This window comes from Pseudomonas sp. Pso3 (assembly GCF_055393275.1).
In genome coordinates, this window is record NZ_AP043687.1 from 1,022,147 (window position 1) to 1,048,334 (window position 26,188).

General features: G+C 67.8%; 22 protein-coding genes. 14 read left to right on the plus strand and 8 right to left on the minus strand.

The window, feature by feature from the left end; all coding sequences use genetic code 11:
• Window positions 1–81: 81 nt before the first annotated feature.
• Window positions 82–777, plus strand: coding sequence for a tellurite resistance TerB family protein (locus ACZ5R1_RS04795; protein WP_007160967.1), 696 nt, complete (start codon window positions 82–84; stop codon window positions 775–777).
• A 3-nt stretch (window positions 778–780) separates the two neighbouring features.
• Here ACZ5R1_RS04795 and ACZ5R1_RS04800 read toward each other — a convergent pair whose 3' ends face one another.
• Window positions 781–1,683, minus strand: a complete 903-nt coding sequence (locus ACZ5R1_RS04800; protein WP_464712830.1) for a LysR family transcriptional regulator — start codon at window positions 1,681–1,683, stop codon at window positions 781–783.
• Between the two features lie 147 nt (window positions 1,684–1,830).
• On the opposite strand from ACZ5R1_RS04800, the gene ACZ5R1_RS04805 reads away from it, so the two are divergent.
• The 8 genes from ACZ5R1_RS04805 (at window position 1,831) to ACZ5R1_RS04840 (ending at window position 11,876) form a co-directional block, all read left to right on the plus strand.
• Window positions 1,831–3,504, plus strand: a complete 1,674-nt coding sequence (locus ACZ5R1_RS04805) for a GMC family oxidoreductase (protein WP_288402770.1) — start codon at window positions 1,831–1,833, stop codon at window positions 3,502–3,504.
• 109 nt (window positions 3,505–3,613) lie between these two features.
• Window positions 3,614–5,236: an MFS transporter gene (locus tag ACZ5R1_RS04810; protein ID WP_007160970.1), complete on the plus strand. Its 1,623-nt coding sequence runs from the start codon at window positions 3,614–3,616 to the stop codon at window positions 5,234–5,236.
• A 100-nt stretch (window positions 5,237–5,336) separates the two neighbouring features.
• A protein-coding gene (prfB, locus tag ACZ5R1_RS04815; RefSeq protein WP_100168977.1) for a peptide chain release factor 2 occupies window positions 5,337–6,432 on the plus strand; the annotation gives its coding sequence in 2 pieces (ribosomal slippage) (window positions 5,337–5,408 and window positions 5,410–6,432; 1,095 coding nt in all).
• Window positions 6,433–6,553: 121 nt separating this feature from the next.
• A complete protein-coding gene (lysS, locus tag ACZ5R1_RS04820) occupies window positions 6,554–8,056 on the plus strand; it encodes a lysine--tRNA ligase (RefSeq protein ID WP_464712831.1) in 1,503 nt (500 codons plus the stop codon).
• A 116-nt stretch (window positions 8,057–8,172) separates the two neighbouring features.
• Entirely contained in the window at window positions 8,173–9,180 is a 1,008-nt protein-coding gene (locus tag ACZ5R1_RS04825) for a transporter (RefSeq protein ID WP_007160974.1), read from the plus strand.
• Window positions 9,181–9,244: 64 nt separating this feature from the next.
• Window positions 9,245–10,189 (plus strand): curved DNA-binding protein, encoded by a 945-nt coding sequence (gene cbpA / locus ACZ5R1_RS04830; protein ID WP_288402761.1) that lies wholly within the window; start codon window positions 9,245–9,247, stop codon window positions 10,187–10,189.
• Entirely contained in the window at window positions 10,189–10,509 is a 321-nt protein-coding gene (locus ACZ5R1_RS04835) for a chaperone modulator CbpM (protein WP_077171602.1), read from the plus strand. The genes cbpA and ACZ5R1_RS04835 overlap by 1 nt, the downstream gene beginning before the upstream one ends.
• 623 nt (window positions 10,510–11,132) lie before the next feature.
• Window positions 11,133–11,876 carry a TIGR00266 family protein gene (locus tag ACZ5R1_RS04840; RefSeq protein ID WP_044341542.1) on the plus strand — a complete coding sequence of 248 codons (744 nt, stop codon included), beginning with the start codon at window positions 11,133–11,135 and terminating at the stop codon, window positions 11,874–11,876.
• Between the two features lie 13 nt (window positions 11,877–11,889).
• On the opposite strand, the gene ACZ5R1_RS04845 is transcribed toward ACZ5R1_RS04840, so the two are convergent.
• From ACZ5R1_RS04845 to ACZ5R1_RS04860, 4 genes are all read right to left on the minus strand, one after another.
• Entirely contained in the window at window positions 11,890–12,786 is an 897-nt protein-coding gene (locus ACZ5R1_RS04845) for a hypothetical protein (protein ID WP_007162117.1), read from the minus strand.
• A 100-nt stretch (window positions 12,787–12,886) separates the two neighbouring features.
• Window positions 12,887–13,702, minus strand: coding sequence for an aldo/keto reductase (locus ACZ5R1_RS04850; protein ID WP_027600816.1), 816 nt, complete (start codon window positions 13,700–13,702; stop codon window positions 12,887–12,889).
• Entirely contained in the window at window positions 13,699–14,874 is a 1,176-nt protein-coding gene (locus ACZ5R1_RS04855; protein WP_288402754.1) for an NAD(P)/FAD-dependent oxidoreductase, read from the minus strand. Before ACZ5R1_RS04855 ends, ACZ5R1_RS04850 begins: the two co-directional genes overlap by 4 nt.
• A gap of 62 nt (window positions 14,875–14,936) precedes the next feature.
• Window positions 14,937–15,269 carry a DMT family transporter gene (locus tag ACZ5R1_RS04860; protein ID WP_027600233.1) on the minus strand — a complete coding sequence of 111 codons (333 nt, stop codon included), beginning with the start codon at window positions 15,267–15,269 and terminating at the stop codon, window positions 14,937–14,939.
• Window positions 15,270–15,351: 82 nt separating this feature from the next.
• Here ACZ5R1_RS04860 and ACZ5R1_RS04865 point away from each other — a divergent pair, with 82 nt between their 5' ends.
• Window positions 15,352–16,236 carry a LysR family transcriptional regulator gene (locus ACZ5R1_RS04865; RefSeq protein ID WP_464712832.1) on the plus strand — a complete coding sequence of 295 codons (885 nt, stop codon included), beginning with the start codon at window positions 15,352–15,354 and terminating at the stop codon, window positions 16,234–16,236.
• A 145-nt stretch (window positions 16,237–16,381) separates the two neighbouring features.
• The gene (locus ACZ5R1_RS04870) at window positions 16,382–17,668 is read left to right on the plus strand and encodes an MFS transporter (protein ID WP_027600813.1); all 1,287 of its coding nucleotides are present in this window, start codon (window positions 16,382–16,384) and stop codon (window positions 17,666–17,668) included.
• On the opposite strand, the gene ACZ5R1_RS04875 is transcribed toward ACZ5R1_RS04870, so the two are convergent.
• Both ACZ5R1_RS04875 and ACZ5R1_RS04880 read right to left on the minus strand, forming a co-directional pair.
• Window positions 17,665–19,029, minus strand: coding sequence for an MFS transporter (locus tag ACZ5R1_RS04875; RefSeq protein WP_007162111.1), 1,365 nt, complete (start codon window positions 19,027–19,029; stop codon window positions 17,665–17,667). The genes ACZ5R1_RS04870 and ACZ5R1_RS04875 overlap by 4 nt on opposite strands.
• Before the next feature lie 166 nt (window positions 19,030–19,195).
• A complete protein-coding gene (locus tag ACZ5R1_RS04880) occupies window positions 19,196–20,143 on the minus strand; it encodes a LysR family transcriptional regulator (protein ID WP_288402743.1) in 948 nt (315 codons plus the stop codon).
• A gap of 108 nt (window positions 20,144–20,251) precedes the next feature.
• Here ACZ5R1_RS04880 and ACZ5R1_RS04885 point away from each other — a divergent pair, with 108 nt between their 5' ends.
• From ACZ5R1_RS04885 to waaA, 3 genes are all read left to right on the plus strand, one after another.
• Entirely contained in the window at window positions 20,252–21,433 is a 1,182-nt protein-coding gene (locus ACZ5R1_RS04885; RefSeq protein WP_288402740.1) for a fumarylacetoacetate hydrolase family protein, read from the plus strand.
• Window positions 21,434–21,466: 33 nt separating this feature from the next.
• Window positions 21,467–23,251, plus strand: a complete 1,785-nt coding sequence (locus tag ACZ5R1_RS04890) for an IlvD/Edd family dehydratase (protein ID WP_288402737.1) — start codon at window positions 21,467–21,469, stop codon at window positions 23,249–23,251.
• Between the two features lie 191 nt (window positions 23,252–23,442).
• Window positions 23,443–24,708 carry a lipid IV(A) 3-deoxy-D-manno-octulosonic acid transferase gene (waaA, locus tag ACZ5R1_RS04895; RefSeq protein ID WP_288402734.1) on the plus strand — a complete coding sequence of 422 codons (1,266 nt, stop codon included), beginning with the start codon at window positions 23,443–23,445 and terminating at the stop codon, window positions 24,706–24,708.
• On the opposite strand, the gene ACZ5R1_RS04900 is transcribed toward waaA, so the two are convergent.
• Window positions 24,654–26,150: a TolC family outer membrane protein gene (locus ACZ5R1_RS04900; protein WP_288402731.1), complete on the minus strand. Its 1,497-nt coding sequence runs from the start codon at window positions 26,148–26,150 to the stop codon at window positions 24,654–24,656. The two genes, waaA and ACZ5R1_RS04900, sit on opposite strands and share 55 nt — an antisense overlap.
• Window positions 26,151–26,188: the final 38 nt, after the last annotated feature.

Sequence of the window (26,188 nt, forward strand, 5' to 3'; positions counted from 1 at the left end):
ATCCGGTAAGCAGGTGCCGGGAGCCGGACGGTGCGGACGGCGGTCCCAAGAAGCTGAATCCCGACTCTGTGGAGGTCATCCATGAACACCCGCGGTTTGCTCGATCAATTGCTCAAGGCGGGCCAGCAGGCCCTGGCCAAGAAGACCGGCCACGCGGCCCCACGACCCGGTACCCCGTCTTCCGGCAAGGATCCCCTCGGCGGTCTGCTCTCCGGACTGGGCAACAGCGGCCTGGCCGCCGGTGCCCTGACCGCCCTGCTGGGCAGCAAGCGCGGGCGTGCCATGGGGGGCAAGGCGGTCGGCTATGGCGGCTTGGCGGCGCTCGGCATGGTGGCCTACAAGGCCTATCAGTCCTGGCAGGCCAACCAGGCCCAGGGCGCGGCGGCCGCCGAGCCCCGCACCGTGGATCGGGTACCGGAGCACGAAGCCGAGGCCCACGGCCGGGCGGTGCTGATCGCCCTGATCGCGGCGGCCAAGGCCGATGGCCATGTCGATGACCAGGAACGCCAGGCCATCGAAGCCGAGATGGCCAAGCTGGACAACGATCCCGAACTGCGCAGCTGGCTGCAGCGCGAACTGGAACAGCCGCTCGACCCGGCCAAGGTCGCCGCCGCGGCGGAAACCCCCGAAATGGCGGCCGAGATGTACCTGGCCAGCCTGATGCTGATCGACGATCAGCAATACATGGAAAAGGCCTATCTGGACGAGCTGGCGCGCCAGTTGCGCCTGGAGCCCGGCCTGCGCGCCGAACTGGAGCGCGAGGCCGCGGCGGTCTGACGGCTAGGCGAGGGCACGTTCCTCGCCCAGCAGGACGCTCCGCTCCGCTGCGCAGAGGTGCAGCAGGAAATCCCAGACCACGCGCAGGCGCGCGGAGCGGTGCAGTTCGCGGTGGGTGGAGATCCAGTACTCCCGGGTAAAGGAGCGCTCCGGGAGCACGCCTTCCAGGGGCGTGCCTTGACCCACCAGGTAGCAGGGCAACACCGCGATGCCGATGCCGGCACAGGCGGCTTCGCGCTGGGCGATGACGCTGGTGCTGCGAAAGACGATGCGCGGCTCGGGGCAGAGTCCCTGGATGAATTGCAGTTCGCGGGTATACAGCAGGTCGTCGACGTAGCCGATGAAGGTCTGCTCGCCGAGGCCGGCTTCGGCGCCCAGGGGCGGCGCCCGATCCAGGTAGGCGCGACTGGCGTAGAACCTCAGGCGATAGGGCGTCAGCCGCCGGCCGATCAGGCCTTCGGCGGTGGGCCTTTCCAGGGTGATGGCGATGTCCGCCTCGCGGTTGGTGACGCTGACGAAGCGCGGCACCGAGACCAGTTCCACTTCCAGCCCCGCATAGTCGCGCAGCAGCGCTCCCAGACGCTGGGCGAGAAAGCCGGTGCCCAGACCTTCGGTCACCCCGACCCGCACCTGGCCCAGCGGATTGAGTCTCTGGGTCACCGCCTCCTGGGCCAGCAACGCGGCTTCTTCCATCGCCTGGGCGTGCGCCAACAGGGCCTGACCAGCCGGGGTGAGTTGATAACCGCTGGCCTGTTGCACCAGCAGCTGACTGCCCAGGGCGCGCTCCAGGGCCTCCAGGTGGCGGGCGACGGTGGCATGACTGACGCCCAGGCTACGGGCGGCGGTCAGCAGGCGGCCATGGCGCTGGATCTCCAGAAAAACCCGCAGATCGTTCCAGTCGAACATCCCGTCTCCCTCGTCTAGGTCTGTCTGCGCGGTCGCTTGTGGGGCGCTGTTCAGAAATGCACAGCCGGTGCCCGTTTTCTGCGACTGTTGTTCGCGGATGACGACACTAGGATAGGGACCACAACAACAAAAAAGCGAGGGAACGTCATGCCCGGTCCTGCTGCGGAATATGACTTCATCATCGTCGGCGCCGGTCCGGCCGGCTGCCTGCTGGCCAATCGACTGTCCGCCGATCCGGCCCATCGCGTGCTGCTGCTGGAAGCCGGCGGGCGTGACAACCATCCCTGGATCCACATTCCCGTCGGCTATCTGTTCTGCATCGGCAATCCGCGCACCGACTGGTGCTACAAGACCGAGGTGGAAGCGGGCCTGGGGGGCCGGGCGCTCAACTATCCGCGCGGGCGGGTGCTGGGTGGCTGCTCGTCCATCAATGGCATGATCTACATGCGTGGCCAGGCCCGCGACTACGACGGCTGGGCCGCCGCCGGCAATCCCGGCTGGGGCTGGCAGGACGTGCTGCCGCTGTTCAAGCGCATGGAGGATCACTGCGACGGCAATTCAGAGTTTCATGGCGCCGGGGGCGAATGGCGGGTCGAGCGGCAGCGCCTGCACTGGACGCTGCTCGAGGCCTTTCGCGCGGCCGCCGGCGAAACCGGCATCGCGCCGGTGGAGGACTTCAACACCGGTGACAACGAAGGCTGCTGCTACTTCCAGGTCAATCAGCGCAATGGCGTGCGCTGGAATGCCGCCAAGGCCTTTCTCAAGCCCATCCGCCAGCGCGCCAATCTCGAGGTGCTGACCGGCGTCCAGGTCGAGCGGGTGCTGCTGGAGGAGGGCAGGGCACGGGCGGTGCTGGCGCGCCTGCCGGGCCAGGCCGAGCCCCAGCGCCTGGTGGCACGGCGGGAGATCGTGCTCTGCGCCGGCGCCATCGGCTCGCCGACCCTGTTGCAGCGCTCCGGCATAGGGCCGCGCGGTCTGCTCGAAGGCCTGGGCATCGGCGTCCGGCACCGCCTGGAAGGGGTGGGCGGCAATCTGCAGGATCACCTGCAACTGCGGCTGATCTACCGGGTGCACGGCGTGCCGACCCTCAACGCCCTGGCCGGCAGCCTCTGGGGCAAGCTGGGCATGGGCCTGGAATACCTCTGGAAACGCAGTGGTCCCCTGGCCATGGCGCCAAGTCAGCTGGGCGCCTTCGCCCGCTCCGATCCCGGGCAGCCCTCGGCCAATCTGCAGTATCACGTGCAGCCGCTGTCGCTGGAGCGCTTCGGCGAGCCGCTGCACGGCTTTCCCGCCTTTACCGCCTCGGTGTGCAACCTGCGTCCGGCCAGTCGTGGCCAGGTGGCCATCCGCAGCGCCGACCCGCTGGCCGCGCCGCTGATCCAGCCGCGGTATCTCAGCGCACCGGAGGATCTCAAGGTGGCCGCCGACGCCATCCGCCTGACCCGGCGCATCGTCGCCGCCCCGGCCCTGGCCGCCTATCGACCCGAGGAATACCTGCCGGGCCCGGCCTACCAGAGCGAGGAGGAATTGCAGCAGGCGGCCGGCGCCATAGGCACCACCATCTTCCATCCATCCGGCACCTGCCGCATGGGCCAGGACGCCGACGCCGTGGTCGATGCGCGCCTGCGGGTGCATGGCATTCCCGGGCTGCGGGTGGCCGACGCCTCCATCATGCCGACCCTGGTCTCGGGCAACAGCTGCTCGCCAACGCTGATGATCGCCGAGCAGGCGGCCACCTTCATGCTGGCCGAGGCGCGCGAGCAGGGCAGTCACGAGCTGCCCGCCGTGGTGGCCCGGGCCAGCGCGGTCTCGGCGGCCTAGCGGCGTCCCTCCGCTTTCACCGACGGCGGGGCCTCCCGCCGTTTCCACCGTAGTAGCTGTCGCCCATAACAACAATCAGCCCGGCGATCCCGGGTCAGGAGAACGTGCGATGTCCGACTATGCCCAACCCCGGGTCCAACCCAGCGCGGCCAGCAGTCGCCGCGAAGAACGCAAGGTGATCTTCGCCTCGTCCCTGGGAACCGTCTTCGAGTGGTACGACTTCTTTCTCTATGGCGCCCTGGCGGCGGTGATCAGCAAGCAGTTCTTCGCCGGCGTCAACGACACCACCGCCTTTATCTTCGCCCTGCTGGCCTTTGCCGCCGGCTTCGTGGTGCGGCCCTTCGGCGCCTTGGTGTTCGGCCGCCTGGGCGACATGGTCGGCCGCAAGTACACCTTTCTCGCCACCATCATCCTCATGGGCATCGCCACCTTCGGCGTCGGCCTGCTGCCCACCTACGCCAGCATCGGCGTGGCCGCACCCATCATCCTGGTGGTGCTGCGCCTGCTGCAGGGCCTGGCCCTGGGCGGCGAATACGGCGGCGCCGCTACCTACATCGCCGAGCACGCGCCGCCCGGCAAGCGCGGCGCCCATACCAGCTGGCTGCAATCCACCGCGACCCTGGGGCTGTTGCTGTCGCTGGTGGTGATCCTGGTCTGCCGCTACCTGACCGGCGACCAGTTCGAGGTCTGGGGCTGGCGCCTGCCGTTCCTGCTGTCGATCTTCCTGCTGGCCATCTCCACCTGGATCCGCATGTCGATGCACGAATCGCCCGCCTTCGTGCGCATGAAGGCCGAAGGCAAGCAGAGCAAGGCGCCGATCCGCGATTCCTTCACCAACTGGAGCAATCTCAAGGTGGTGCTGATCGCGCTGTTCAGCATCAACGGCGGCCAGGCGGTGACCTTCTACCTGTCGCAGTTCTATGTGATGTTCTTTCTCACTCAGACCCTCAAGCTGGATCCGGTGCTGGCGAACAACCTGCTGATCATCAGCGTCATCCTCGGGGCCCCCTTCTTCGTCATCGCCGGTTGGCTGTCGGACAAGGTCGGGCGCAAGCCGATCCTGATGCTCGGCCTGCTGCTGGCCACGGTGCTCTACTTCCCGCTGTTCAAGGCCCTGACCCACTACGCCAATCCGCAGATCTACCAGGCCAGCCAGCAGGCGCCCATCGTGGTGACCGCCGACCCGGCCACCTGCACCTTCCAGTTCGATCCGGTGGGCAAGGCGCGTTTCGACAGTCCCTGCGATCGGGTCAAGACACTGCTGGCCAAGAGCGGTCTGCCCTACCGCAGCGTGGCCGCGGCGCCCGGCGATGCGGTGCAGGTCAGCGTCGGCGACAAGCTCATCGTCGGCTTCGACGAACCGGCCCTGCGCGCCGCGGTGCAGGCCGCCGGCTATCCGGCCAAGGCCGACTCGGCCCAGGTCAACAAGCCGATGGTGGTGGCGGTGATCTTCGCCCTGATCCTGATCGCCACCCTCTGCTACGGACCGCTGGCGGCGCTGATGGTGGAGCTGTTCCCCACGCGCATCCGCTACACCTCCATGTCGCTGCCGTACCACATCGGCAACGGCTGGTTCGGCGGCTTCCTGCCCACGGTGTCCTTCGCCCTGGTGGTCTATACCGGCGACATCTTCTACGGTCTCTGGTACCCGGTGCTGATCACCGGCGTCAGCCTGGTGGTGGGGCTGCTGTGCCTGCCGGAAACCCGCCATCGCGATCTCGACGCCGATTGAGGCGCGTGCGGGCGGCGCTGCCCGCCGCCCGCTGAGTTTCGCCGCCGATTGGGTTATACTCGCGAGCTTTTCCACAGCTTTTCTCGCGAGTGTTTCCCCCATGGAAATCAACCCGATCGTCACCAGCATCAAGGACCTCACCAGCCGTACCCAGACCATTCGGGGGTATCTTTGACTACGATCTGAAAAAGGATCGTCTGGTCGAAGTCGAGCGCGAGCTCGAAGATCCCGCTGTCTGGAACAAGCCCGAATACGCCCAGAATCTCGGTCGCGAGCGCGCCCAGCTGGCCCAGGTGGTCGGGACCCTGGACGAGCTGACCGGTGGCCTGGCCGATGCCAGCGACCTGCTGGAGATGGCCGCCGAAGAGGAAGACCAGGGCGCGGTCGATGACGTGGCGACCGAGGTGGAGCGCCTGCGCGGCATCCTCGAGAAGCTGGAATTCCGCCGCATGTTCAGCGGCGAGATGGACCCCAACAACTGCTACCTGGACATCCAGGCCGGCTCCGGCGGCACCGAGGCCCAGGACTGGGCCAACATGCTGCTGCGCATGTACCTGCGCTGGGCCGACCAGCACGGCTTCAGCGCCGAGATCGTCGAGTTGTCGGAAGGCGAGGTCGCCGGCATCAAGGGCGCCACGGTGCACATCAAGGGCGAATACGCCTTCGGCTGGCTGCGCACCGAGATCGGCGTGCACCGCCTGGTGCGCAAGAGTCCCTTCGACTCGGGCAACCGGCGCCACACCTCCTTTACCGCGGTGTTCGTCTCCCCCGAGATCGACGACAACATCGACATCGAGATCAACCCGTCCGATCTGCGCATCGACACCTACCGCTCCTCGGGTGCGGGTGGTCAGCACGTGAACACCACCGACTCCGCGGTGCGGATCACCCACGTGCCCACCAACACCGTGGTGGCCTGCCAGAACGAGCGTTCCCAGCACGCCAACAAGGACACCGCCATGAAGATGCTGCGGGCCAAGTTGTACGAGCTGGAGATGCAGAAGCGCACCGCCGCCTCCCAGGCGCTGGAGGACTCCAAGTCCGATATCGGCTGGGGCCACCAGATTCGCTCCTACGTCCTCGACGCCTCGCGGATCAAGGATCTGCGCACCGGCGTGGAACGCAGCGACTGCGACAAGGTGCTCGACGGCGATCTGGACGAATACCTCGAAGCCAGCCTCAAGCAGGGCATCTAACCAATCTATCTCTGTAGGAGCGGCCCATGGCCGCGATGGCCGCGACTCCCCCAGGCTGCGATGCCAGGATCGCGGTCATGGACCGCTCCTACAACCAGCACTCCCCAGGTAAACAGCAGACATGAGCGAACAACCCCTAGACCCCCAAGCCCAGGAACAGGAAGACAACAAGCTGATCGCCCAGCGCAAGGAAAAGCTCTCCGCGCTGCGTGCCCAGCAGGCCATTCCCTTCCCCAACGACTTCCGCCGCGACAGCCTGGCCGGTGATCTGCAGCAGCAGTACGCCGACAAGACCAAGGAAGAGCTGGAAGCCGCGGGCATCAAGGTCAAGGTGGCCGGCCGCATCATGCTCAACCGCGGCGCCTTCATGGTGCTGCAGGACACCAGCGGGCGCATCCAGGTCTATGTCGACCGCAAGACCCTGCCGGCCGAGACCCTGGAAGCGGTCAAGACCTGGGACCTGGGCGACATCATCGCCACCGAAGGCACCCTGGCCCGCTCCGGCAAGGGCGATCTCTACGTCAACATGAGCGACGTGCGACTGCTGACCAAGTCGCTGCGCCCGCTGCCCGACAAGCACCACGGCCTGACCGACACCGAGCTGCGCTATCGCCAGCGCTATGTCGACCTGATCGTCAACGAAGAGGTGCGCCAGACCTTCCGCGTACGCTCCCAGGTCATCGCCCACATCCGCCGCTTCCTCATGGAGCGGGGCTTCCTCGAAGTGGAAACCCCCATGCTGCAGACCATTCCCGGCGGTGCGGCGGCCAAGCCCTTCGAGACCCACCACAACGCCCTGGACATGGCCATGTTCCTGCGCATCGCGCCGGAGCTGTACCTCAAGCGCCTAGTGGTCGGTGGCTTCGAGAAGGTCTTCGAGATCAACCGCAACTTCCGTAACGAAGGCGTCTCGACCCGGCACAACCCCGAGTTCACCATGCTCGAGTTCTACCAGGCCTACGCCGACTACCGCGACAACATGGACCTCACCGAGGAACTGTTCCGCGAACTGGCCATGGCCGTGCTCGGCACCACCGACGTGCCCTATGGCGACAAGGTCTTCCAGTTCGGCGAGCCCTTCGTGCGCCTGTCGGTGTACGACTCCATCCTCAAGTACAATCCGGACATCACCGCGGAAGACCTGCAGGACGTCGAGAAGGCCCGCGCCATCGCCAAGAAGGCCGGCGCCAAGGTGCTCGGCCACGAAGGCCTGGGCAAGCTGCAGGTGATGATTTTCGAGGAGCTGGTGGAGAGCAAGCTGGAGCAGCCGCACTTCATCACCGAGTACCCCTTCGAGGTCTCGCCGCTGGCGCGCCGCAACGACGAGAATCCCAGCGTCACCGACCGCTTCGAGCTGTTCATCGGCGGCCGCGAGATCGCCAACGCCTACTCCGAGCTCAATGACGCCGAAGATCAGGCCGAGCGCTTCATGCTGCAGGTCCAGGAAAAGGACGCCGGTGACGACGAGGCCATGCACTACGACGCCGACTTCATCAACGCCCTGGAATACGGCATGCCGCCCACCGCCGGCGAAGGCATCGGTATCGACCGCCTGGTGATGCTGCTGACCAATTCGCCGTCGATCCGCGACGTCATCCTCTTCCCGCACATGCGTCCGCAATAAGAGCAGCGCCTCGTCCGGGGCGTCGCTCCGGCGCCTGCCGACCGGGGCTCTGTCATCAAAGGTTCATTCGGACCTGCTAACAGAGCCCTGATGTCGCGTTCCCTCCGCAGGTAGCCATGACCAATACGCTGATCCCTCTGCATCCGGCCGCCGAACGGCTGGGGCTGCTCTACGCCTATCATTTCACCTCCGGCCAGCCGGGCCGGGCCCTGACCATGGCGCCGGAAGATCCCTGGGAGGCGGAAGAGGGCGGATTTCGCTGGCTGCACTTCAACCTGGCCCACGCCGCTGCCGAACGCTGGATGCGCGAGCACCTGGGGCTGCCCGAGGAATTCTTCGAATCCCTGCATGCCGGTTCCCACTCGACCCGCCTGGAACCGGCCGACGACACCCTGCTCGGGGTGGTGAACGACGTGACCCTCGCCTACGGCCAGGTCTCGGTGGACGTCGCCACCCTCTGGGCCTGCGCCCGCCCGGGGCTGCTGGTGACCGCCCGGGCCCAGCCATTGCGTTCGGTGGATCGCCTGCGCCACGCGGTACGCCGCGGCGAGGGCTTCGGCTCGACCCTGGAGCTGCTGGTGCACCTCCTGCGCGACCAGGCCGACGTACTGACCGGCATCATCCGCGACACCACGGTCAAGGTGGATGCCATCGAGGATCGCCTGCTGTCCCAGCGGCTGTCCGCCAGTCGCGCCGAACTGGGCAGCCTGAGACGCGCCCTGGTCCGGCTGCAACGGCTGCTGGCCCTGGAGCCGGGTTCCCTGCTGCGGCTGCTCAACCGGCCGCCGGCCTGGCTGCGCCGCGACGACATCCAGACCCTGCGCGAGGCCACCGAGGAATTCGACCGGGTGCTGGACGACCTTGCCGCCTTGGTGGAGCGGCTCAAGCTGTTGCAGGAAGAGATCGCCGCCGCCTCCGCCGAGCAGACCAACCGCACCCTGTTCACCCTGACCCTGGTCACGGTGCTGGCCCTGCCGATCAACATCATCGCCGGCTTCTTCGGCATGAACGTCGGCGGTATCCCGCTGGCCGATTCGCCCCATGGTTTCTGGATCCTGGTGGCGCTGGTGGCGACCTTCACGGTGCTGGCCGGCACCCTGGCCTTTCGCAAGCGAGGCGACTGACCGGCTGCGTGCAACCCCTGGGGGCGCTCCGCGGTCTCTAGGAGAACCGTTACTGGAGACCGCAATGGACTTCAAGGACTACTACGAGGTGCTCGGCGTCGCTCCCGACGTCGACGACAAGACCCTCAAGACCGCCTATCGCAAGCTGGCGCGCAGGTACCACCCCGATGTGAGCAAGGAGGCCGATGCCGAGGCCCGCTTCAAGGAGGTGGCCGAGGCCTATGACGTCCTGCGCGATCCGCACAAGCGCGCCGAGTACGACCAGGTACGCCTCTACCAGCAGCAGGGCGAGCGCTTCCAAGTGCCGCCGGACTGGCAGCCGGGTTCAGGCGATGACTACAGCGATCCCCATGCCGGCTTCGGCGCGGACTACTCCGACTTCTTCGAATCCCTGTTCGGTGCTGCCGGGCGTTCCCAGCACGGTGGCTTCGCCCGCCGTGGCCGCGATGTCGAGCTGGAGCTGCCGCTGTTTCTCGAAGAGAGCCAGGCGGGCAGCACCAAGCCACTGAGCTTTACGCTGCCGCAGCGCGACGAGCTGGGCCGCCGCGTCGGCGAGACCACCAAGACCCTCAACGTCAAGATTCCCGCCGGCAGCACCGACGGCGAACGTATCCGCCTGAAAGGCCAGGGCGAGCCGGGCGTCGGCGGCGCGGAGGCGGGGGATCTCTATCTGGTCATCCGCCTGGTGCCCCATCCGCTGTTCGACGTGGACGGCCAGGATCTGGTGGTCAGCGTACCGCTCGCCCCCTGGGAAGCTGCGTTGGGCGCCAAGGTGCAGGTGCCGACGCTTGATGGACAGATCATGCTCAGTATCCCGCCCGGCAGCCAGAACGGTGCGCGGCTGCGGGTGCGCGGCAAGGGCCTGGTCGGCAAGGCGGGGCAGGGCGATCTGCATGCCCTGCTCAAGGTGGTGATGCCGCCCAGGGGCGATGAAGAGACCCAGGCGCTGTGGCGCCAACTGGCCGAGCGGGCGGCCTTCGATCCCCGCCGCGACTGGAGGAAAGTCTGATGAGCAGTCTGATCGTCCTGCAGGAATTCTGCGTGCTCTGTGAGGTGAGCGAGCCGGTGGTGGTGGAGATCGTCGAGCACGGCATCCTGGCACCCCAGCGGGGCAAGCGCCCGGCCGAGTGGCACTTCGATACCAGCGCCCTGCATCGCGCCCGCCGCGCCGTGCGCCTGAGGCACGAGCTGGAACTGGACTGGTCCGCCACCGCCCTGGCCCTGCACCTGCTGGATGAGGTGGAAGAACTACGCCGCGAAAACCAGCGTCTGCGCCAGCGCCTGGCGCGCTTCGCCGGTGAAATGCGAGACGTGGGAGCCGATTCGTAGGGTGGAAAACCGCGCAGCGTTTTCCACGCGCGTCGCCTATTCGCAGGGCACTGGAAAAGGCTGCGCCGTTTTCCACGCTACGGGCTGCAATATGTTGGGCTTCGCTGTGCTCAACCCAATCCACGGGACTTGCATCCGCACCGGATATCCCCCCTCTCCCTCCGGGAGAGGGCTGGGGTGAGGGAATCCAGATGGCGCTGGTAACGGCAGGGATTCCATCGCGGCCATGGCGGTGCGCCGATGCGACCGCTCCTGCCGCCGCGGATGAGCCCTGTAGGAGCGGCCCATGGCCGCGATGTTGTAGGGTGGAAAACCGCGCAGCGTTTTCCACGCGCCTTGCCCAAACGCAGGATAGTGGAAAAGGCTGCGCCGTTTTCCACGCCACGGGCTGCAATAGGTTGGGCTTCGCTGCGCTCAACCCAACCTACGGAATGTCCATCTGCATCGGATATCCCCCTCTCCCTCCGGGAGAGGGCTGGGGTGAGGGAAGCCAGGTAGCGCCGGTAATGGCCGCGATGTTGTAGGGTGGAAAACCGCGCAGCGTTTTCCACGCGCCTTGCCCATACGCAGGACAGTGGAAAAGGCTGTGCCGTTTTCCACGCTACACCAGGAGTCCCACAGCCATGCCCAGCCATATCCTCGATCATCGCATTCTCGGTGAATCCCTGCAGGCGGTGGAAATCGGCCTTGATCCGGGCGAGACGGTGATCGCCGAGGCCGGCGCCATGACCTACATGGAGGCCGACATCGATTTCACCGCACGCATGGGCGACGGCTCCGCCGGCCTGCTCGGCAAGCTGTGGGGCGCCGGCAAGCGGATGCTCGGCGGCGAGTCGCTGTTCATGACCCATTTCACCAACGAAGGCCGCGAGAAGCGCCACGTCGCCTTTGCCGCGCCCTATCCGGGGCAGGTGGTACCCCTGGACCTCGCCGCCCTGGGCGGCACCCTGTTCTGCCAGCGCGATTCCTTTCTCTGCGCGGCCAAGGGCACCCGCATCGGCGTGGCCTTCACCCGCCGTCTGGGCGCCGGTTTCTTCGGCGGCGAAGGCTTCATCCTGCAGCGGCTGGAGGGCGATGGCATGGCCTTCGTGCATGCCGGCGGCACGGTGATCCGCAAGGAACTCAAGGGCGAGACCCTGCGCCTGGACACCGGTTGTCTGGTGGGTTTCACCAGCGGCATCGACTACAACATCAAGCTGGCAGGTGGCCTGCGCAGCATGCTGTTCGGCGGTGAAGGCCTGGTGCTGGCAACCCTGAGCGGCCACGGCACGGTGTGGATTCAGACCTTGCCCTTTTCCCGGCTAGCGGGCCGGGTCCAGGCCGCGGCCGGCGGCGGCGTCGGTGAACGCCGCGCCGGTGGCGACTGATCTCCCGCCGACCCTAGGCCCGCTGCAGGGCGCTCTGGGGCGCCATGCGCTCCAGCCAGTCACGCCAGCGTACCCGGCTGTCGTGGACCAGCCAGCCGTCCTGGCGGGCGAAGCTTTCCGACAGCCAGAGGCCGCGGGTCGATACCGGCAGGCGCTGGCCGGCGGACAGGGTATAGAGCTCGCCGGTGGGTTTGCCGTCGTCCAGGGCGACCAGATAGAGATCCGGGCGTTGCCGGGCCAGACGCGCCAGCAACTGGCCGTTCTCGATCTTCTCGTCGACGTGGAACAGACTCGGCGCCTTGCACTCCTTGGGCAGCTCCAGCAGCAGGTCATAGACCAGTTGCAGCGAGGCGGTGGGGGTGTGCACATAGGCGCGTGGGCGTTCCAGCAGCGCCAGACTGCCGCAGCGTACCGGCCGCGCCGCGCCTGAACGCGGGGTCAGGCGAAAGGCCACGTCCTCGCGATAGGGCAGGGCCGGGGCATAGGGCGTCGGCAGCCAGGTGTCGGCGAAGCGTCCCGCCAGCCAGCCGCGCGGCGTCTCGATCAGGCACTCCTCGGCCACCTCCTGGACGGCGGTGAGCAGCGGCAGCGCCAGTTCGTGGGTCGGGATGTAACCGGAGATCAGCTTGAGCACCACGTCGCCCCGATCGGGCCGGCGCTGGCGCACCAGCAGCCAGTGATCCTGGCCCTGCCAGTTCAGCGTCAGGCGTACCGAGACCCCCAGATTGGCGAGCCTGGCGCTGAAGTGCTGGGCATCGTCGATCTCGATGGGCTTGCGCCGCTCCAGCATCTCGCTGAAATTCAGGGGTTGGCCGAGGGCCTGGTAGGTGAGGCCGTCATGGTTGGCCTCGACCGAAAGGGGCAGGGTCTTGAACGCCTTGGGATTGTGGCGGGCGATGAGCTGGGGCATGGCCGACTCCTGTTTGTTGTATGCCGCGGACGCGCCGTCCCGGGCAAGCCGGGCGGGGCGTCCAGCGGACGAAGGCAAGGGTTCAGCGAAACGCTCTGGATCAGGGCCGAGCGGTGATCACTTCGGCCAGGGTACGGACATTATGTGACAGGTGCAGGGGATCGATAGTGCCGACTATCGCACTGCTCACCCCGGGCTCGCCGAACACCCGGGCGAAGCTGGCCCGCACCGGATCCTGGCCGGCGCCGAGCACGGCGTGACCGCTGGCCAGGGCCTTCTTGATCAGGATGCCCTTGCCCTGGGCGGCGGCGGCCTGGATCACCGGGATCTCGGCGTCTTCGTTGAGGTTGAAGGTGACCATGGCGCAATCGCCGGCTTCCAGGGCTTTCAGGCCGCCGGCGACGGTCTTGCCGGAAAAGCCGAAGGCGCGGATCAGCCCCTCGCGCTTGAGCTCGGCCAGGGTCTCGTAGCAGCCGCTGTCCTGGAGGATGGCCAGGTCGTTGCCATCGGAGTGCACCAGCACCAGGTCCAGCCAGTCGGTTTCCAGGCGTTGCAGGCTGCGTTCCACCGAGCGGCGGGTATGGGCCGGGCTGAAGTCGAAGCTGGACAGGCCATCGGTGAATTCCTCCCCGACCTTGCTGGCGATCACCCAGTGCTGGCGCTGGCCACGCAAGAGCGGACCCAGGCGTTCCTCGCTGCGGCCATAGGCCGGAGCGGTGTCCAGCAGATTGATCCCCAGTTCGCGGGCAAGACTCAGCAGGTCCGCGGCGCTGCGGTCGTCGGGGATGGTGAAGCCATTGGGATACTTCACGCCCTGGTCACGCCCGAACTTGACCGTGCCCAGACCCAGCGGGGAGATCTCCAGACCGGTGCTGCCCAGCGGACGCTGCAGACCGTGTAGGGTGCGCAGACTCATGGCAACAGCTCCTCCCAGAAGGGCGCGGCCACCGGCGGTTGCGGATGGGCGGGCAGGGCGGGGTGCTGTCCCGGCGCGATGCCGTCGCGGTCGAGATTGGCCAGGACGCGGTCGGCCAGGTCGGGCGACAGGGCGAGCTTGGTCGGCCAGCCCACCAGCAGACGACCTTCCTCGGCGAGAAAGGCATTGTCCGGGCGCACCAGTCCGGATTGCGCCGGCTCGGCGCGATCCACGCGCAGGGTCGCCCAGCGCGCGCCGGCGAAGTCGATCCAGGGCAACAGGCGCTGCAACTCCTCGCGCGCCGCGGCGATCTGCGCCTGGGGTTCGCGCGCCACGCCCTCGGCTTCGGCCAGGTCGCCACCCAGGTACCACAGCCACTGGCCATCGGCGGTGGGGTGGCTGGTGATGGTCACCCGCGGCTTGGGGCCGCCACCCAGGCAGTGGGCATAGAGGGGTTTGAGCATGGGGCCCTTGACCACCACCATGTGCAGCGGGCGGCGCTGCATGGCCGGTTGTTCGAGACCGAGGTCCTGGAGCAGATCGGCCATGCCGGCACCGGCGGTCAGCACGATGCGGCGGGCGCGGATGGGCTGGCCGTCCACCACCAGGCCGGTCAGTTCGCCGGCTTCGCGCAGCGGTTGCAGCTCATGCCCGGCCAGCAGGCTGTCGCCGGCCAGCTCGGCCAGGCGCGCGACCAGGCTGGGCACGTCCAGCACCAGTTCGGCCAGGCGATAGACCTTGCCCTTGAAGGCGCGGTCGCGCAGGGCCGGGGGCAGCTCGTCGCCCTTGACGGCGTCCACCCGGCCGCGCACCGCCTTGCTGGCGAAGAAGCTGGTGAGATTGCCGGCCAGGCTGCCCGGCGACCAGAGGTAGTGGGCTTCGGAGAGCAGGCGCACGCCGGAGAGATCCAGCTCGCCGCTGCCGGCCAAGCTCTCGCGCCAGCGCCGCGGCATGTCGGCGATGGCTTCGGAAGCACCGGTGAGCATCCCGGTCAGGGCGTACTTGGTGCCGCCATGGATGATGCCCTGGGACTTGCCGCTCTGGCCGCCGCCCAGGGCGCCGGTCTCCACCAGCACGGTGGCGTAGCCGGCGCGTCGGAGGCGGGCGTTGAGCCAGAGGCCGGCGACGCCGCCGCCGACGATGAGGATATCGGTGGACCAGGGTTGGGACATGAACGGCCTGCTCGGGTGATCGGCAAAGAGGCGATCTTACACGCTCCTCGCCGCCACTGGTCTCAATGCCCGGTACTGCCGGAAAACAGCTGGATCACCACCACCCCGGCGACGATCAGCCCCATGCCCAGCAGGGCCGGCAGGTCCAGCTTCTGGTCGTAGAGAAAGGCCGCGGCGATGCTCACCAGCACGATGCCGAGGCCGGCCCAGATGGCGTAGGCGATGCCCACCGGGATGCTGCGCACCACCAGGGTCAGCATCCAGAAGGCCAGCCCGTAGCCACAAACGACCAGGATCAGCGGCAGCGGCTTGCTGAAGCCACTGATGGCCTTCATGGAGGTGGTGGCGACGACTTCGGCGGCGATGGCGATGGCCAGGTAGATGTATCCGCTCATGGGCTTCCTCCTGTAGAAGGCCCCATTGTGCCTTTCCAGGCGATGGGTGAAAGTTGATACCTATCTATCGGGGAGATGGGTCGTGCCGTGGAATCTTGAGCAGCTGGAGATCTTCGTCGGCATCGCCGAGGGCGCGAGTTTCTCGGCGATGGCGCGGCGTCTGGGCCGGGCGCAATCGGCGATTAGCTCGGCCATTGCCCTGCTGGAGACCGACCTGGGCGTGGCACTGTTCGTGCGCAGCAACGGGCGCACGCCGGTCATCACTGCGGCCGGTCTGGCCCTGCTGGAGGAGGCGCGCGAGGTGCTTCGCCAGTGCCAGCGGCTGGACAGCCGGGCCCAGGCCCTCTGCGCTGGACAGGAACCGCTGTTGCGCCTGGCCCTGGACGAGGCCATGCCCTACCAGCCGGTACTCGATGCGCTGGACGCCCTGGCCGCGGCCTTCCCGCACCTGGAGGTCCAGCTCACCAGCGGCGCCCAGGGCGATGTGGCGCGCAAGCTGCTGACCGACCAGGCCGACCTCGGCCTGCTGTTCCGCCATGAGCACATGCCCGAGGCCCTGGAGCGCCAGGCCCTGGGCGATGTCGCCCAGGTCACCGCCTGCGGCGCCCAGCATCCGCTGGCGCGCCAGCAGGGTGTGGGCCGGCGCGAACTGGCCCGCCACCGCCAGTTGCTGATCGCGCCGCTGGAGAATCCCTATCCCGGCGGCGAGCAGATCGCCCCCCAGGTCTGGCGCGCCGACAGCTTCTACCTGCTCGCCGAATTGCTGATGCGCGGCCTGGGCTGGGGCTGGCTGCCGCGACACGTGGCGCGCTATCCCACCTACCAGGGCTTGCTGGCCGAACTGGCCTGCGACTGGGTACCGCCGGCCCTGGTGGTGGAGTTGGCCTGGCGCCGCAACGCCGCACCGGGACCGGCGGCGCGCTGGCTGGCGCAGCGCCTGGCGGAAGAGTTGCGGGCGATCGGTTGAATCGACGTGTTGGGCTTCCAGCACTCGCCCACAACTCTTTCCAACGAACACCCATTCTGGCCAGATCCGTGGGCCAGCTTGACCAGCGCCAGGTCGCCCGGGCTGCAATACTCGACTCATCCCTTTCCCGCCGGTGAAGATCGCCATGACCACACCTCCCGCCCTCGGCCAGCGCTTTGTCTTCGTCGTCCTGGCGCTGATCTTTCTCGCCCTGCTGGTTTCGGCGGGCGTCAGGTCCACCCCCGGCGTCTTGCTCTTGCCGCTGCAGGACACCTTTGGCTGGAGTCGCGAGACGGTCTCGCTTGCCGCCGCCATCGGCATCTTTCTCTATGGCCTGGTGGGCCCCTTCGCCGCGGCCCTGATGCAGACCCTCGGCATCCGCCGCACCCTGCTCGGCGGCCTCACCCTGATCAGCCTGGCCACCGCCCTGAGCACCCTGATGCGCGAACCCTGGCATCTGGTCGCCACCTGGGGCGTGCTCAGCGGCCTGGGCACCGGTTGCGTGGCCATGGTGCTGGGCGCCGCCATCGTCAATCGCTGGTTCGTCGCCCGGCGGGGGCTGATGATGGGCCTGCTGGCGGCCAGCACCGCCACCGGCAATCTGGTCTTTCTGCCGCTGCTGGCCCATCTCGCCAGCCACGAAGGCTGGCAGACCGTGGTGCTGACCGTGGCCGTGGCCAGCGCCGCGCTGATCCCGCTGGTGGCCTGGCTGCTGCCGGAGCGGCCGGCGGACATCGGCCTGCGGCCCCATGGCGCCCCGGCGGACTACCAGGCGCCGGCTGCTACCGCACCGGGCAACCTGTTTCGCGTGACCCTCGGCACCCTGGCCATGGCCAGTCGGCGGCGCGATTTCTGGTTGCTGTTCCTGACCTTCTTCGTCTGCGGCTTCACCACCAATGGGCTGATCGGCACCCACTTCATCGCCATGGGCCATGACCACGGGCTGTCCCAGGTGCAGGCCGCCGGGATCCTCGCGCTGATGGGCATCTTCGATCTGGTAGGCACCACCGCTTCCGGCTGGCTGACCGACAGGTACGATCCGCGCCGCCTGCTGTTCGTCTACTACAGCCTGCGCGGCCTCTCGCTGATCTACCTGCCGTTCTCCGGTTTCGCCCCCGAGCAGCTGCTGCTGTTCGGCATCTTCTACGGGCTGGACTGGATCGCCACCGTGCCGCCCACGGTCAAGCTGACCAACCAGAGCTTTGGCGAAAAGAGCGCGCCGGTGGTGTTCGGCTGGGTGTTCTGCGGCCACATGCTCGGCGCCGCCTGTGCGGCCTTTCTCGCCGGGGCCCTGCGCGAGCACTTCGGCTCCTACCAGGAGGCCCTGGTGCTGGCCGGCCTGACCGGCATCCTGGCGGCGCTGATGGCCCTGTGGATCGGCCGGCCGAGCGCCGCGGGAGCCGGGCGCTCGGCCGTGCCCGAGGTGGGCTAGGCGGGCTTCAGGTCCAGCGGCACGGCGGTCGGCGCGCGGTGCAGCATCGAGGCCGGGATCGCCAGGATCAGCAGGCCGCTGACGAACAGGCAGGCGCCGAGCACATAGGTGCCGTTGTTGATGTCGCCGGTGAGGGTTTCCATGGTCGCGGTGATCATGGAGCCGGTGAAGCCGGAGAGGTTGCCGATGGCGTTGATCATGCCGATGCCCGCCGCGGCGGCGACGCCGGAAAGCAGGGTGCCGGGCAGCGACCAGAAGATCGGCATCAGCGCCAGCAGCCCCGAGGCGGCCACGGTGAGGAAGAAGATCGACAGCACGATGTTGTGGATGAACCAGGCGCTCAGCACCAGGCCCAGGGCGCCGACGAAGGCCGGCACCGCCGCGTGCAGCCGCTGCTCGCCGGTGCGGGCCGAGTGGCGGGCGTTGAGCAGCATGACCACCAGGGCGACGCTGTAGGGGATGGCGGTGAGCAGGCCGATCTGCAGGCTGCCGCTGACACCGGCGTTCTTGATGATCGAGGGCATCCAGAAGGCCAGGCCATAGAAGCCGGTGTTGAAGGTCAGCAGGATGAACACCAGCAGCCAGACCCGCGGATTGAAGAACACCTCGCCGAGTCGCGAGGCCTTGCCGGCGTTCTGCTGCTCCAGGTTGCGCTTGAGCAGGGCCTTTTCCCGGGCGTCCAGCCAGGGCGCCTTGTCGATGTTGTCGCTCAGGCAGCAGAACACCACCACCGCCATGATGATCGAGGGCACCCCTTCCACCAGCAGCATCCACTGCCAGCCGGCCAGGCCGTGCCAGTTGTGCAGACTGCTCATCAGCCAGCCGGAGAGCACGCCGCCAAAGCTCAGGCTGAAGGGCAGGGCGATGAGGAAGCCCGACATCACCCGACTCTGTCGGCGGGTCGGAAACCAGTAGTTGAGATAGAGGATCACCCCGGGAAAGAAGCCCGCCTCGCAGACGCCCAGCAGGAAGCGCAGCACATAGAAGAGGGTGCTCGACTGCATGCCGAAGAACTGCGCCAGCGGCTGGGTGAAGGCCACCGCCATGGAGATGATCGCCCAGGTCAGCATGATGCGGGCGATCCAGAAGCGCGCGCCGTAGCGATGCAGCAGCAGGTTGCTGGGGACCTCGAAGAGGAAATAGCCCCAGAAGAACATGCTGGCGCCAAGGGCATAGACGGTGTTGCTGAAGCCGAGGTCGTCGAGCATGTCCAGCTTGGCGAAGCCGACGTTGACCCGATCCAGGTAGGCGGCGATGTAGCACAGCAGCAGGATCGGCAGGATGCGCAGCACCACCTTGCGATAGGTGCGTTCTTCGAAGGCGTCGCCAGCGGCGCCCTGGGGAGCGGTGGTCTCGAACATGGGAATGACCTTCGGGGCCTTGGGGCCCATTGTTGTTATTGAAGAGGTCGAAGGCGGCCGGGGATGCAGGGTGGCCGTCTGAATCGCCAGGCCACTCTAGGAGCGAGAGCGATTCTTTCCCAATGGCATTTGCGGATCATTCGATAACGGCGCGTTATCGAAGCCTCTAGGCCGAGGCCTCTCCGCGACCGGCATGGCTCAGCAGGATGGCGGCGAATTCCCGGGCCGCCTCGCCCAGGGGTTCGCCCTTGCGGGTGAGGATGCCGTAGTCCTGCGCCGGCAGGAGCAAGGGCAGCTCCAGGGCACTGAGCGCGCCGCTGGCGAGATAGGGCTCGACCATGGCCTCGGGCAGCATGCCGATCATGGGGCCGGCGCGTAGCACCTGGAGAAAGGTCTGCATGGAGATGGTGTCGATGGTGTTGCTCGGCACCGGCAGGCCGGCGGCGGCGAAGGCCCGCTCCATGCGCCCGCGGATGGGCGTGCCCTTGGGATAGAGGATCCAGGGCCAGGCCAGTACCTGGTCGAGGCCCACGGGGCCGCTGCCCACCAGCGGGTGATCGGCGTTGACCACGAAGCGGAAGGGCTCCGGCGCCAGCGGCTGGAAGTCGAAGCGCTGGGCCTGGGCTTCGTCGGTGAAACGCGCCACCGCCAGATGCAGCAGCTTGTCGTCGAGCATCTCCATCAGGTGGTCGCTGGTCTGCTCCATCACCTCGATGGCCAGCAGCGGCCAGCGCTGCTTGATCGCGACGATGGCCTGCGGCAGGGCCACCGCGGTGGCGGCGAAGATGCCGCCGACCTTGAGCTGGCCGTGACCACCGCGCCTCAGGCTGTCGATCTGCTCGGCGAAGTCGCGGGCATCGTTGAGCGCCACCCGCGCATAGCGCAGCACGTGCTCACCCAGGGCGGTGGGTGGCATGCTGCGCGGCTGGCGCTCGAACAGGGCGAAGCCCAGCAGGTGCTCGATCTCCTTGAGCATCTTGCTGATGGCCGGCTGGCTGAGATTCATCTGCTGCGCGGCCAGGTGCATGTTGCGGGTGCGCCCCAGGGTGTCGATCAGCAGCAGGTGGCGAAACTTGAGCCAGTGGCAGATCTGGCTGAACGACGGCTCGGACACGCGTGCCTCCCAGGCGATAAGCGCAGGTTATCGAATGATGAAATAAGCCCATTTGAGTTTATCAGTCCGGCTGCCTAGCGTGGACCCATCAGCCCTGGAGTCCTGCCCATGTCCCTTCGTCTCTCGCCTGCCAATACCCTTCCCACCGATGGCTTGGCCGGCACCCTGGTGGGCCGCGCCTGGGTGCCCGGCCCGCTGGCCGGTCCCTCGCCCGTGGTGCTGCGCGAAGACGGCGTCTTCGATATCTCCCAGCGGTTCGCCACCCTCAGCGCCCTGTTCGAGGAAGACGCGCCGCTGCAGGTCCTGCGCGACACTCCCGGACGTTACCTCGGCAGTGTGGAGGAACTGCTGGCCAACAGCGGCGAGCAGGCCGCTGCGGACCGCCTGCACCTGCTGCCGCCAGCCGATCTGCAGGTGATCAAGGCCGCCGGGGTGACCTTTGCCGCCAGCATGCTGGAGCGGGTGATCGAGGAACAGGCCGGTGGCGATGCCGGGCGCGCCGTGGCCATCCGCGAGCAGGTGCAGGCGGTGATCGGCGCGGACCTGCAGGGCCTGGAGCCGGGCAGTCCGCGGGCCCAGGCGCTCAAGGCGCTGCTGATCGAGAAGGGCATGTGGTCGCAGTACCTGGAGGTGGGCATCGGCCCGGACGCCGAGATCTTCACCAAGGCGCCGGTGCTGGCCGCGGTCGGCAGTGGCAGTGCGATCGGCATCCACCCCGTGTCCCAGTGGAACAATCCCGAACCCGAAGTGGTGCTGGTGGCCGATAGCCGCGGCCGCCTGCATGGCGCCACCCTGGGCAATGATGTCAACCTGCGCGACATCGAGGGCCGCAGCGCCCTGTTGCTGAGCAAGGCCAAGGACAACAACGCCTCCTGCGCCCTGGGGCCCTTCATCCGCCTGTTCGACGAGACCTTCGATCTCGACCAGGTACGCCAGTGCGTGGTGACCCTGGAGGTCCAGGGCGAAGACGGCTTCCGGCTCCAGGGCAGCAGCTCCATGGCGCAGATCAGTCGCGATCCCACCGATCTCGCCGCCCAGACCCTCAATGCCAACCACCAGTATCCCGACGGCTTCGTGCTGTTTCTCGGCACCCTGTTCGCCCCGACCCAGGACCGTGACGCCCCGGGCGGTGGCTTCACCCACAAGGTGGGTGACCGGGTGAGCATCGCCAGCCCGCTGCTGGGCACCCTGCACAACCGGGTGACCACCAGCGACCAGGCCCCGGCCTGGCGCTTCGGCCTCGGCGCCCTGATGCACAACCTGGCCGCCCGTGGCCTGCTGGGCCGCTGATCCTTTCTTTCCTAATAACAACTAGAGACCATCATGACTTCCGCCAAACGCCCGCTGCGCAGCCAGCTCTGGTTCGATGATCCTGCCCACGCCGACATGACCGCGCTCTATGTCGAGCGCTACATGAACTACGGCCTGACCCGCGACGAACTCCAGTCCGGTCGCCCCATCATCGGCATCGCCCAGACCGGCAGCGATCTCACCCCCTGCAATCGCCACCACCTGGAACTGGCCCAGCGGGTCAAGGCCGGCATCCGCGATGCGGGCGGCATCCCCATGGAATTCCCGGTGCACCCCATTGCCGAGCAGAGTCGCCGGCCCACCGCGGCCCTGGATCGCAACCTGGCCTACCTCGGCCTGGTGGAGATCCTGCATGGCTTCCCGCTGGATGGCGTGGTGCTCACCACCGGCTGCGACAAGACCACCCCGGCCTGCCTGATGGCCGCGGCCACCACCGACCTGCCAGCCATTGTGCTGTCCGGCGGACCCATGCTCGACGGGCATTTCAAGGGCGAGCTGATCGGCTCCGGCACCGTGCTCTGGCACGCACGCAACCTGCTGGCGACCGGCGAGATCGACTACGAGGGCTTCATGGCCCTGACCACTGCCGCCTCGCCCTCGGTGGGCCACTGCAACACCATGGGCACGGCCCTGTCGATGAATGCCCTGGCCGAGACCCTGGGCATGTCGCTGCCCGGCTGCGCCAGCATCCCCGCGCCTTACCGTGAGCGCGGCCAGATGGCCTATGCCACCGGCAAGCGCATCTGCCAGCTGGTGCTGGACGACGTCCGCCCCTCGCAGATCATGACCCGCGAGGCCTTCGAGAACGCCATCGTGGTGGCCTCGGCCCTTGGCGCCTCCAGCAATTGTCCGCCGCACCTGATCGCCATCGCCCGGCACATGGGCATCGAATTGTCGCTGGACGACTGGCAGCGCCTGGGCGAGGACATCCCGCTGCTGGCCAACTGCATGCCGGCCGGCAAGTATTTGGGCGAAGGCTTCCACCGCGCCGGCGGGGTGCCAGCGGTGCTCCACGAACTGCTCAAGGCCGGCCGGCTGCACGGCGAGTGCCTGACCGTCTCCGGCAAGACCATCGGCACCATCGCCGAGGGCGCCGCCAGCTCGGATCCCGCGGTGATCCAGCCCTATGAGGCGCCGCTCAAGCACCGCGCCGGCTTCATCGTGCTCAGCGGAAACTTCTTCGATAGCGCCATCATGAAGATGTCGGTGGTGGGCGAGGCCTTCCGTCAGACCTACCTGGCCGAGCCGGGCAAGGAAAACAGCTTCGAGGCGCGGGCCATCGTCTTCGAAGGCCCGGAGGACTACCACGCGCGCATCGACGATCCGGCGCTGGACATCGACGAGCGCTGCATCCTGGTGATCCGCGGCGCCGGTCCGGTGGGTTATCCGGGCAGCGCCGAGGTGGTCAACATGGCGCCCCCGGCGGCGCTGATCAAGAAGGGCATCGATTCCCTGCCGTGCCTGGGCGACGGTCGCCAGAGCGGCACCTCGGCCAGTCCTTCGATCCTCAACATGTCGCCGGAAGCGGCGGTGGGCGGCGGCCTGGCGCTGCTCAAGACCAACGACCGGCTGCGCGTGGATCTCAATGCCCGCAGCGTCGACGTGCTGCTCGACGATGGCGAACTGGAGCGCCGCCGCGCCGAATGGACGCCCAACCTGCCGCCGGCCCAGACCCCCTGGCAGGAACTCTACCGGCAGCTGGTGGGCCAGCTCTCCACCGGTGGCTGCCTGGAGCCGGCCACCCTGCACCTCAAGGTGATCGCGCGCGTGGGTGGGGTGCCGCGGCATTCGCACTGAGAGTCTGTTCAAAGGCTCGCGAGCTAGAGCCAAACAAGGCGAAAATGTTTGAGGACGCGGAGTTTACGAATAGTAAATGAGCATTCCGAAAGCATTTTCAACGCCGTTTGGCCGACGCGCAGCAGCCTTCTGGACAGGCTCGGAGGTATCGGGCTCGCACTAGCGGCCCTGCTTCATTAAGCTCTGCCGCCATGAATCGTACCCTCTATAGCCTGATCTTCACCCTGGCCTTGCCCTTCATCCTGCTGCGCTTGCTTTGGCGCGGCCGCAAGGCCCCCGCCTATCGGCAGCGCATCGGCGAACGCCTGGCGCTGGGCTTGCCTGAGGTGCCGCCCGGCGGCATCTGGGTACACGCGGTGTCGGTGGGGGAGAGCATCGCCGCCGCGCCGGTGATCCGCGCCCTGCGCCAGCGTCATCCCGACCTGCCGATCACCGTGACCTGCATGACGCCCACTGGCTCGGAGCGCATCCGCGCCCTGTTCGGTGATGACGTCCAGCATTGCTATCTGCCCTACGACCTGCCCTGGCTGACCGGGCGTTTCCTCGACCGGCTCGGGCCCAGTCTGGGGGTGGTGATGGAGACTGAGCTCTGGCCCAACCTCATCCACCAGGCGGCGCGCCGCGATATTCCCATCGCCCTGGCCAATGGCCGGCTGTCCGAACGCTCCGCCCGGGGCTACGGAAAACTGGGTGGGGTGACCGGGCCGATGCTGGCGGAGCTGGCCTGGCTGGCGGTGCAGACGCCGGTGGAAGCCGAGCGCTTCCGGGCCCTCGGCGCCCGTGCCGAGCGGGTCACGGTGACCGGCTCCATCAAGTTCGACCTGCGCATCGATCCCGAACTGCCGGTCCGCGCCGCTGCGCTGCGCCAGGGCTGGGGCCAGCGCCCGGTGTGGATCGCCGCCAGCACCCATGCCGGCGAAGATGGCATCCTGCTCCAGGCCCATCGCCAGCTGCTGGCCGCACACCCCGATGCGCTACTGATCCTGGTGCCGCGCCATCCCGAGCGCTTTCCCGAGGTATTGGCCGAGGTGCGTCGTGAAGGTTTCGGCGTGGTGCAGCGCTCGACGGGAGAGGCGGTGCAGCCGCCGACCCAGGTGCTGCTGGGCGACACCATGGGCGAATTGCTGTTTCTCTACGCCCTGGCCGATGTGGCCTTCGTTGGCGGCAGCCTGATCGAGCGCGGCGGTCACAATCCGCTGGAGCCGGCCGCCCTCGGCCTGCCGGTGCTCAGCGGTCCCCACGTGTTCAACTTCCTCGACATCGTCGCCCAGCTGCGCGACGCCGGCGCCCTGGAAACCGTGGCGGAAGCACCCGCGATCGCCGCCGCCGTGGCCCGGCTCTGGGCCGAGCCGGCGGAAGCCGCGCGACGCCAGCAGGCGGGCCTGGCGGTACTGGCCGCCAATCAGGGCGCGCTGGAGCGACTGCTCTCCGGACTGGACAGGTTGCTCACCCCCTGAACCGAGCGCGCCGGCAGGACGTCGGCGCGGGTCTTGGCCAGATCCGGCGGCAGGAAGTCGCGATCCGGGTCGTAGTGGGGATCGAGATAGCCGGACAGCGCCAGCAGGTCGTTGGGCGCCAGGGTGCCGGCCGCCTGCTTGAGCCTCAGAGTGTCCAGGATGTAGTTGTAGCGGGCGTCGTTGTACTGGCGCACGGCGTTGTACAGCAACCGCTGGGCGTCGAGCACGTCGACGATGGTGCGGCTGCCCACCTGGTAGGCGATCTCGGTGGCTCTCAAGGCGCGCTGGCTGGAGGCGATGGACAGCCGGCGGGCGCGCACCTGCTCGATGTCGGTATTGATCGCCCGGTGGGCGTTACGGGTGTTCTGCACCACCTGGCGGCGCAGACTCTCCTGGCGCTGTTCGCTCTGGTCCAGCTGCTGATAGGCCTGGCGCGCCTGGGAGCTGGTGGCCCCACCGCTGTACAGCGGTACTTCCACCTGGATGCCGATGCTGCGGCTGTTGACCGGGCTGCCGAACAGGGACAGCTGCTCGGCGTTGGGCAGATTCACCGCGTCGTTGTCGCTGTGGCTGTAGCGCGCCACCGCATCCACCGTCGGCAGGTGTCCGGCGCGGCGCTGGCGCAGGGTCTCCTGGGCGGCATTGACGCCCTGGCCGGCGGCCAGCAGCTGCAGATTCTGGCGCATGGCGGTGTCCACCCACAGCCGCGCATCGTTGGGCTGCGGCGGCAGGATCGGCAGGTCATGGCGGATGCCGGCGATGCTGCCGTAGTCGCGATCGGTCAGCCGGGTCAGGGCCTGGAAGGCGTCGGCCACCTGCTGCTCGCTCTGGGAGCGGTTGGCCTGGGCGTTGTCGAAGCTGGCCTGGGCCTGGAGCACGTCGGTGTCGTCGGTCAGGCCGACCTTGTAGCGCTCGCGGGACTGGTCCAGCTGGCGGTACAGCGCCTTTTCCTCGGCGCGGGCGGTGGCCAGGGCGTCCTGGGCGCGCAGGGCGCTGAAATAGCCCTCGGCGGTCTGCAGGATGAGTTGCTGCTGGGCGGCGGAGAATTGCAGCTCGGCCTGCTCGGTGGCGGCCTGGGCGGCCTTGAGCTGGAACCAGCGATCGGCACGGAACAGCGGCTGGCTGAGAGTCGCCTGGATCAACTGGCTGCTGCGATCGCTGCTGTAGCGACCACCCTGGACGCCCAGCACCGCATTGTCCTTGAGTTGCAGACTGGTATGGGTGTCGTTGAACTGGGCGCCGAGCCCGATCTGCGGCAGCAGGCCGGCGCGCGCCTGGGGCACCGCCTCGCGCTGGGCGCCGAGGCCGGCGCGTTCGGCGGCGAGATCCGCGTTGTTGTCCAGCGCCTCGCGGTAGACGTCGAGCAGGCCATTGCCGGTGACCTGGGCCTGGGCCAGGCCGGCCGAGCTGCAGAGCGCCGCGAGCAGCAGGAATCTTCGCATTCTGGGAGCCTTCCTTGAGGGACCGCGCCAGTGTAGTG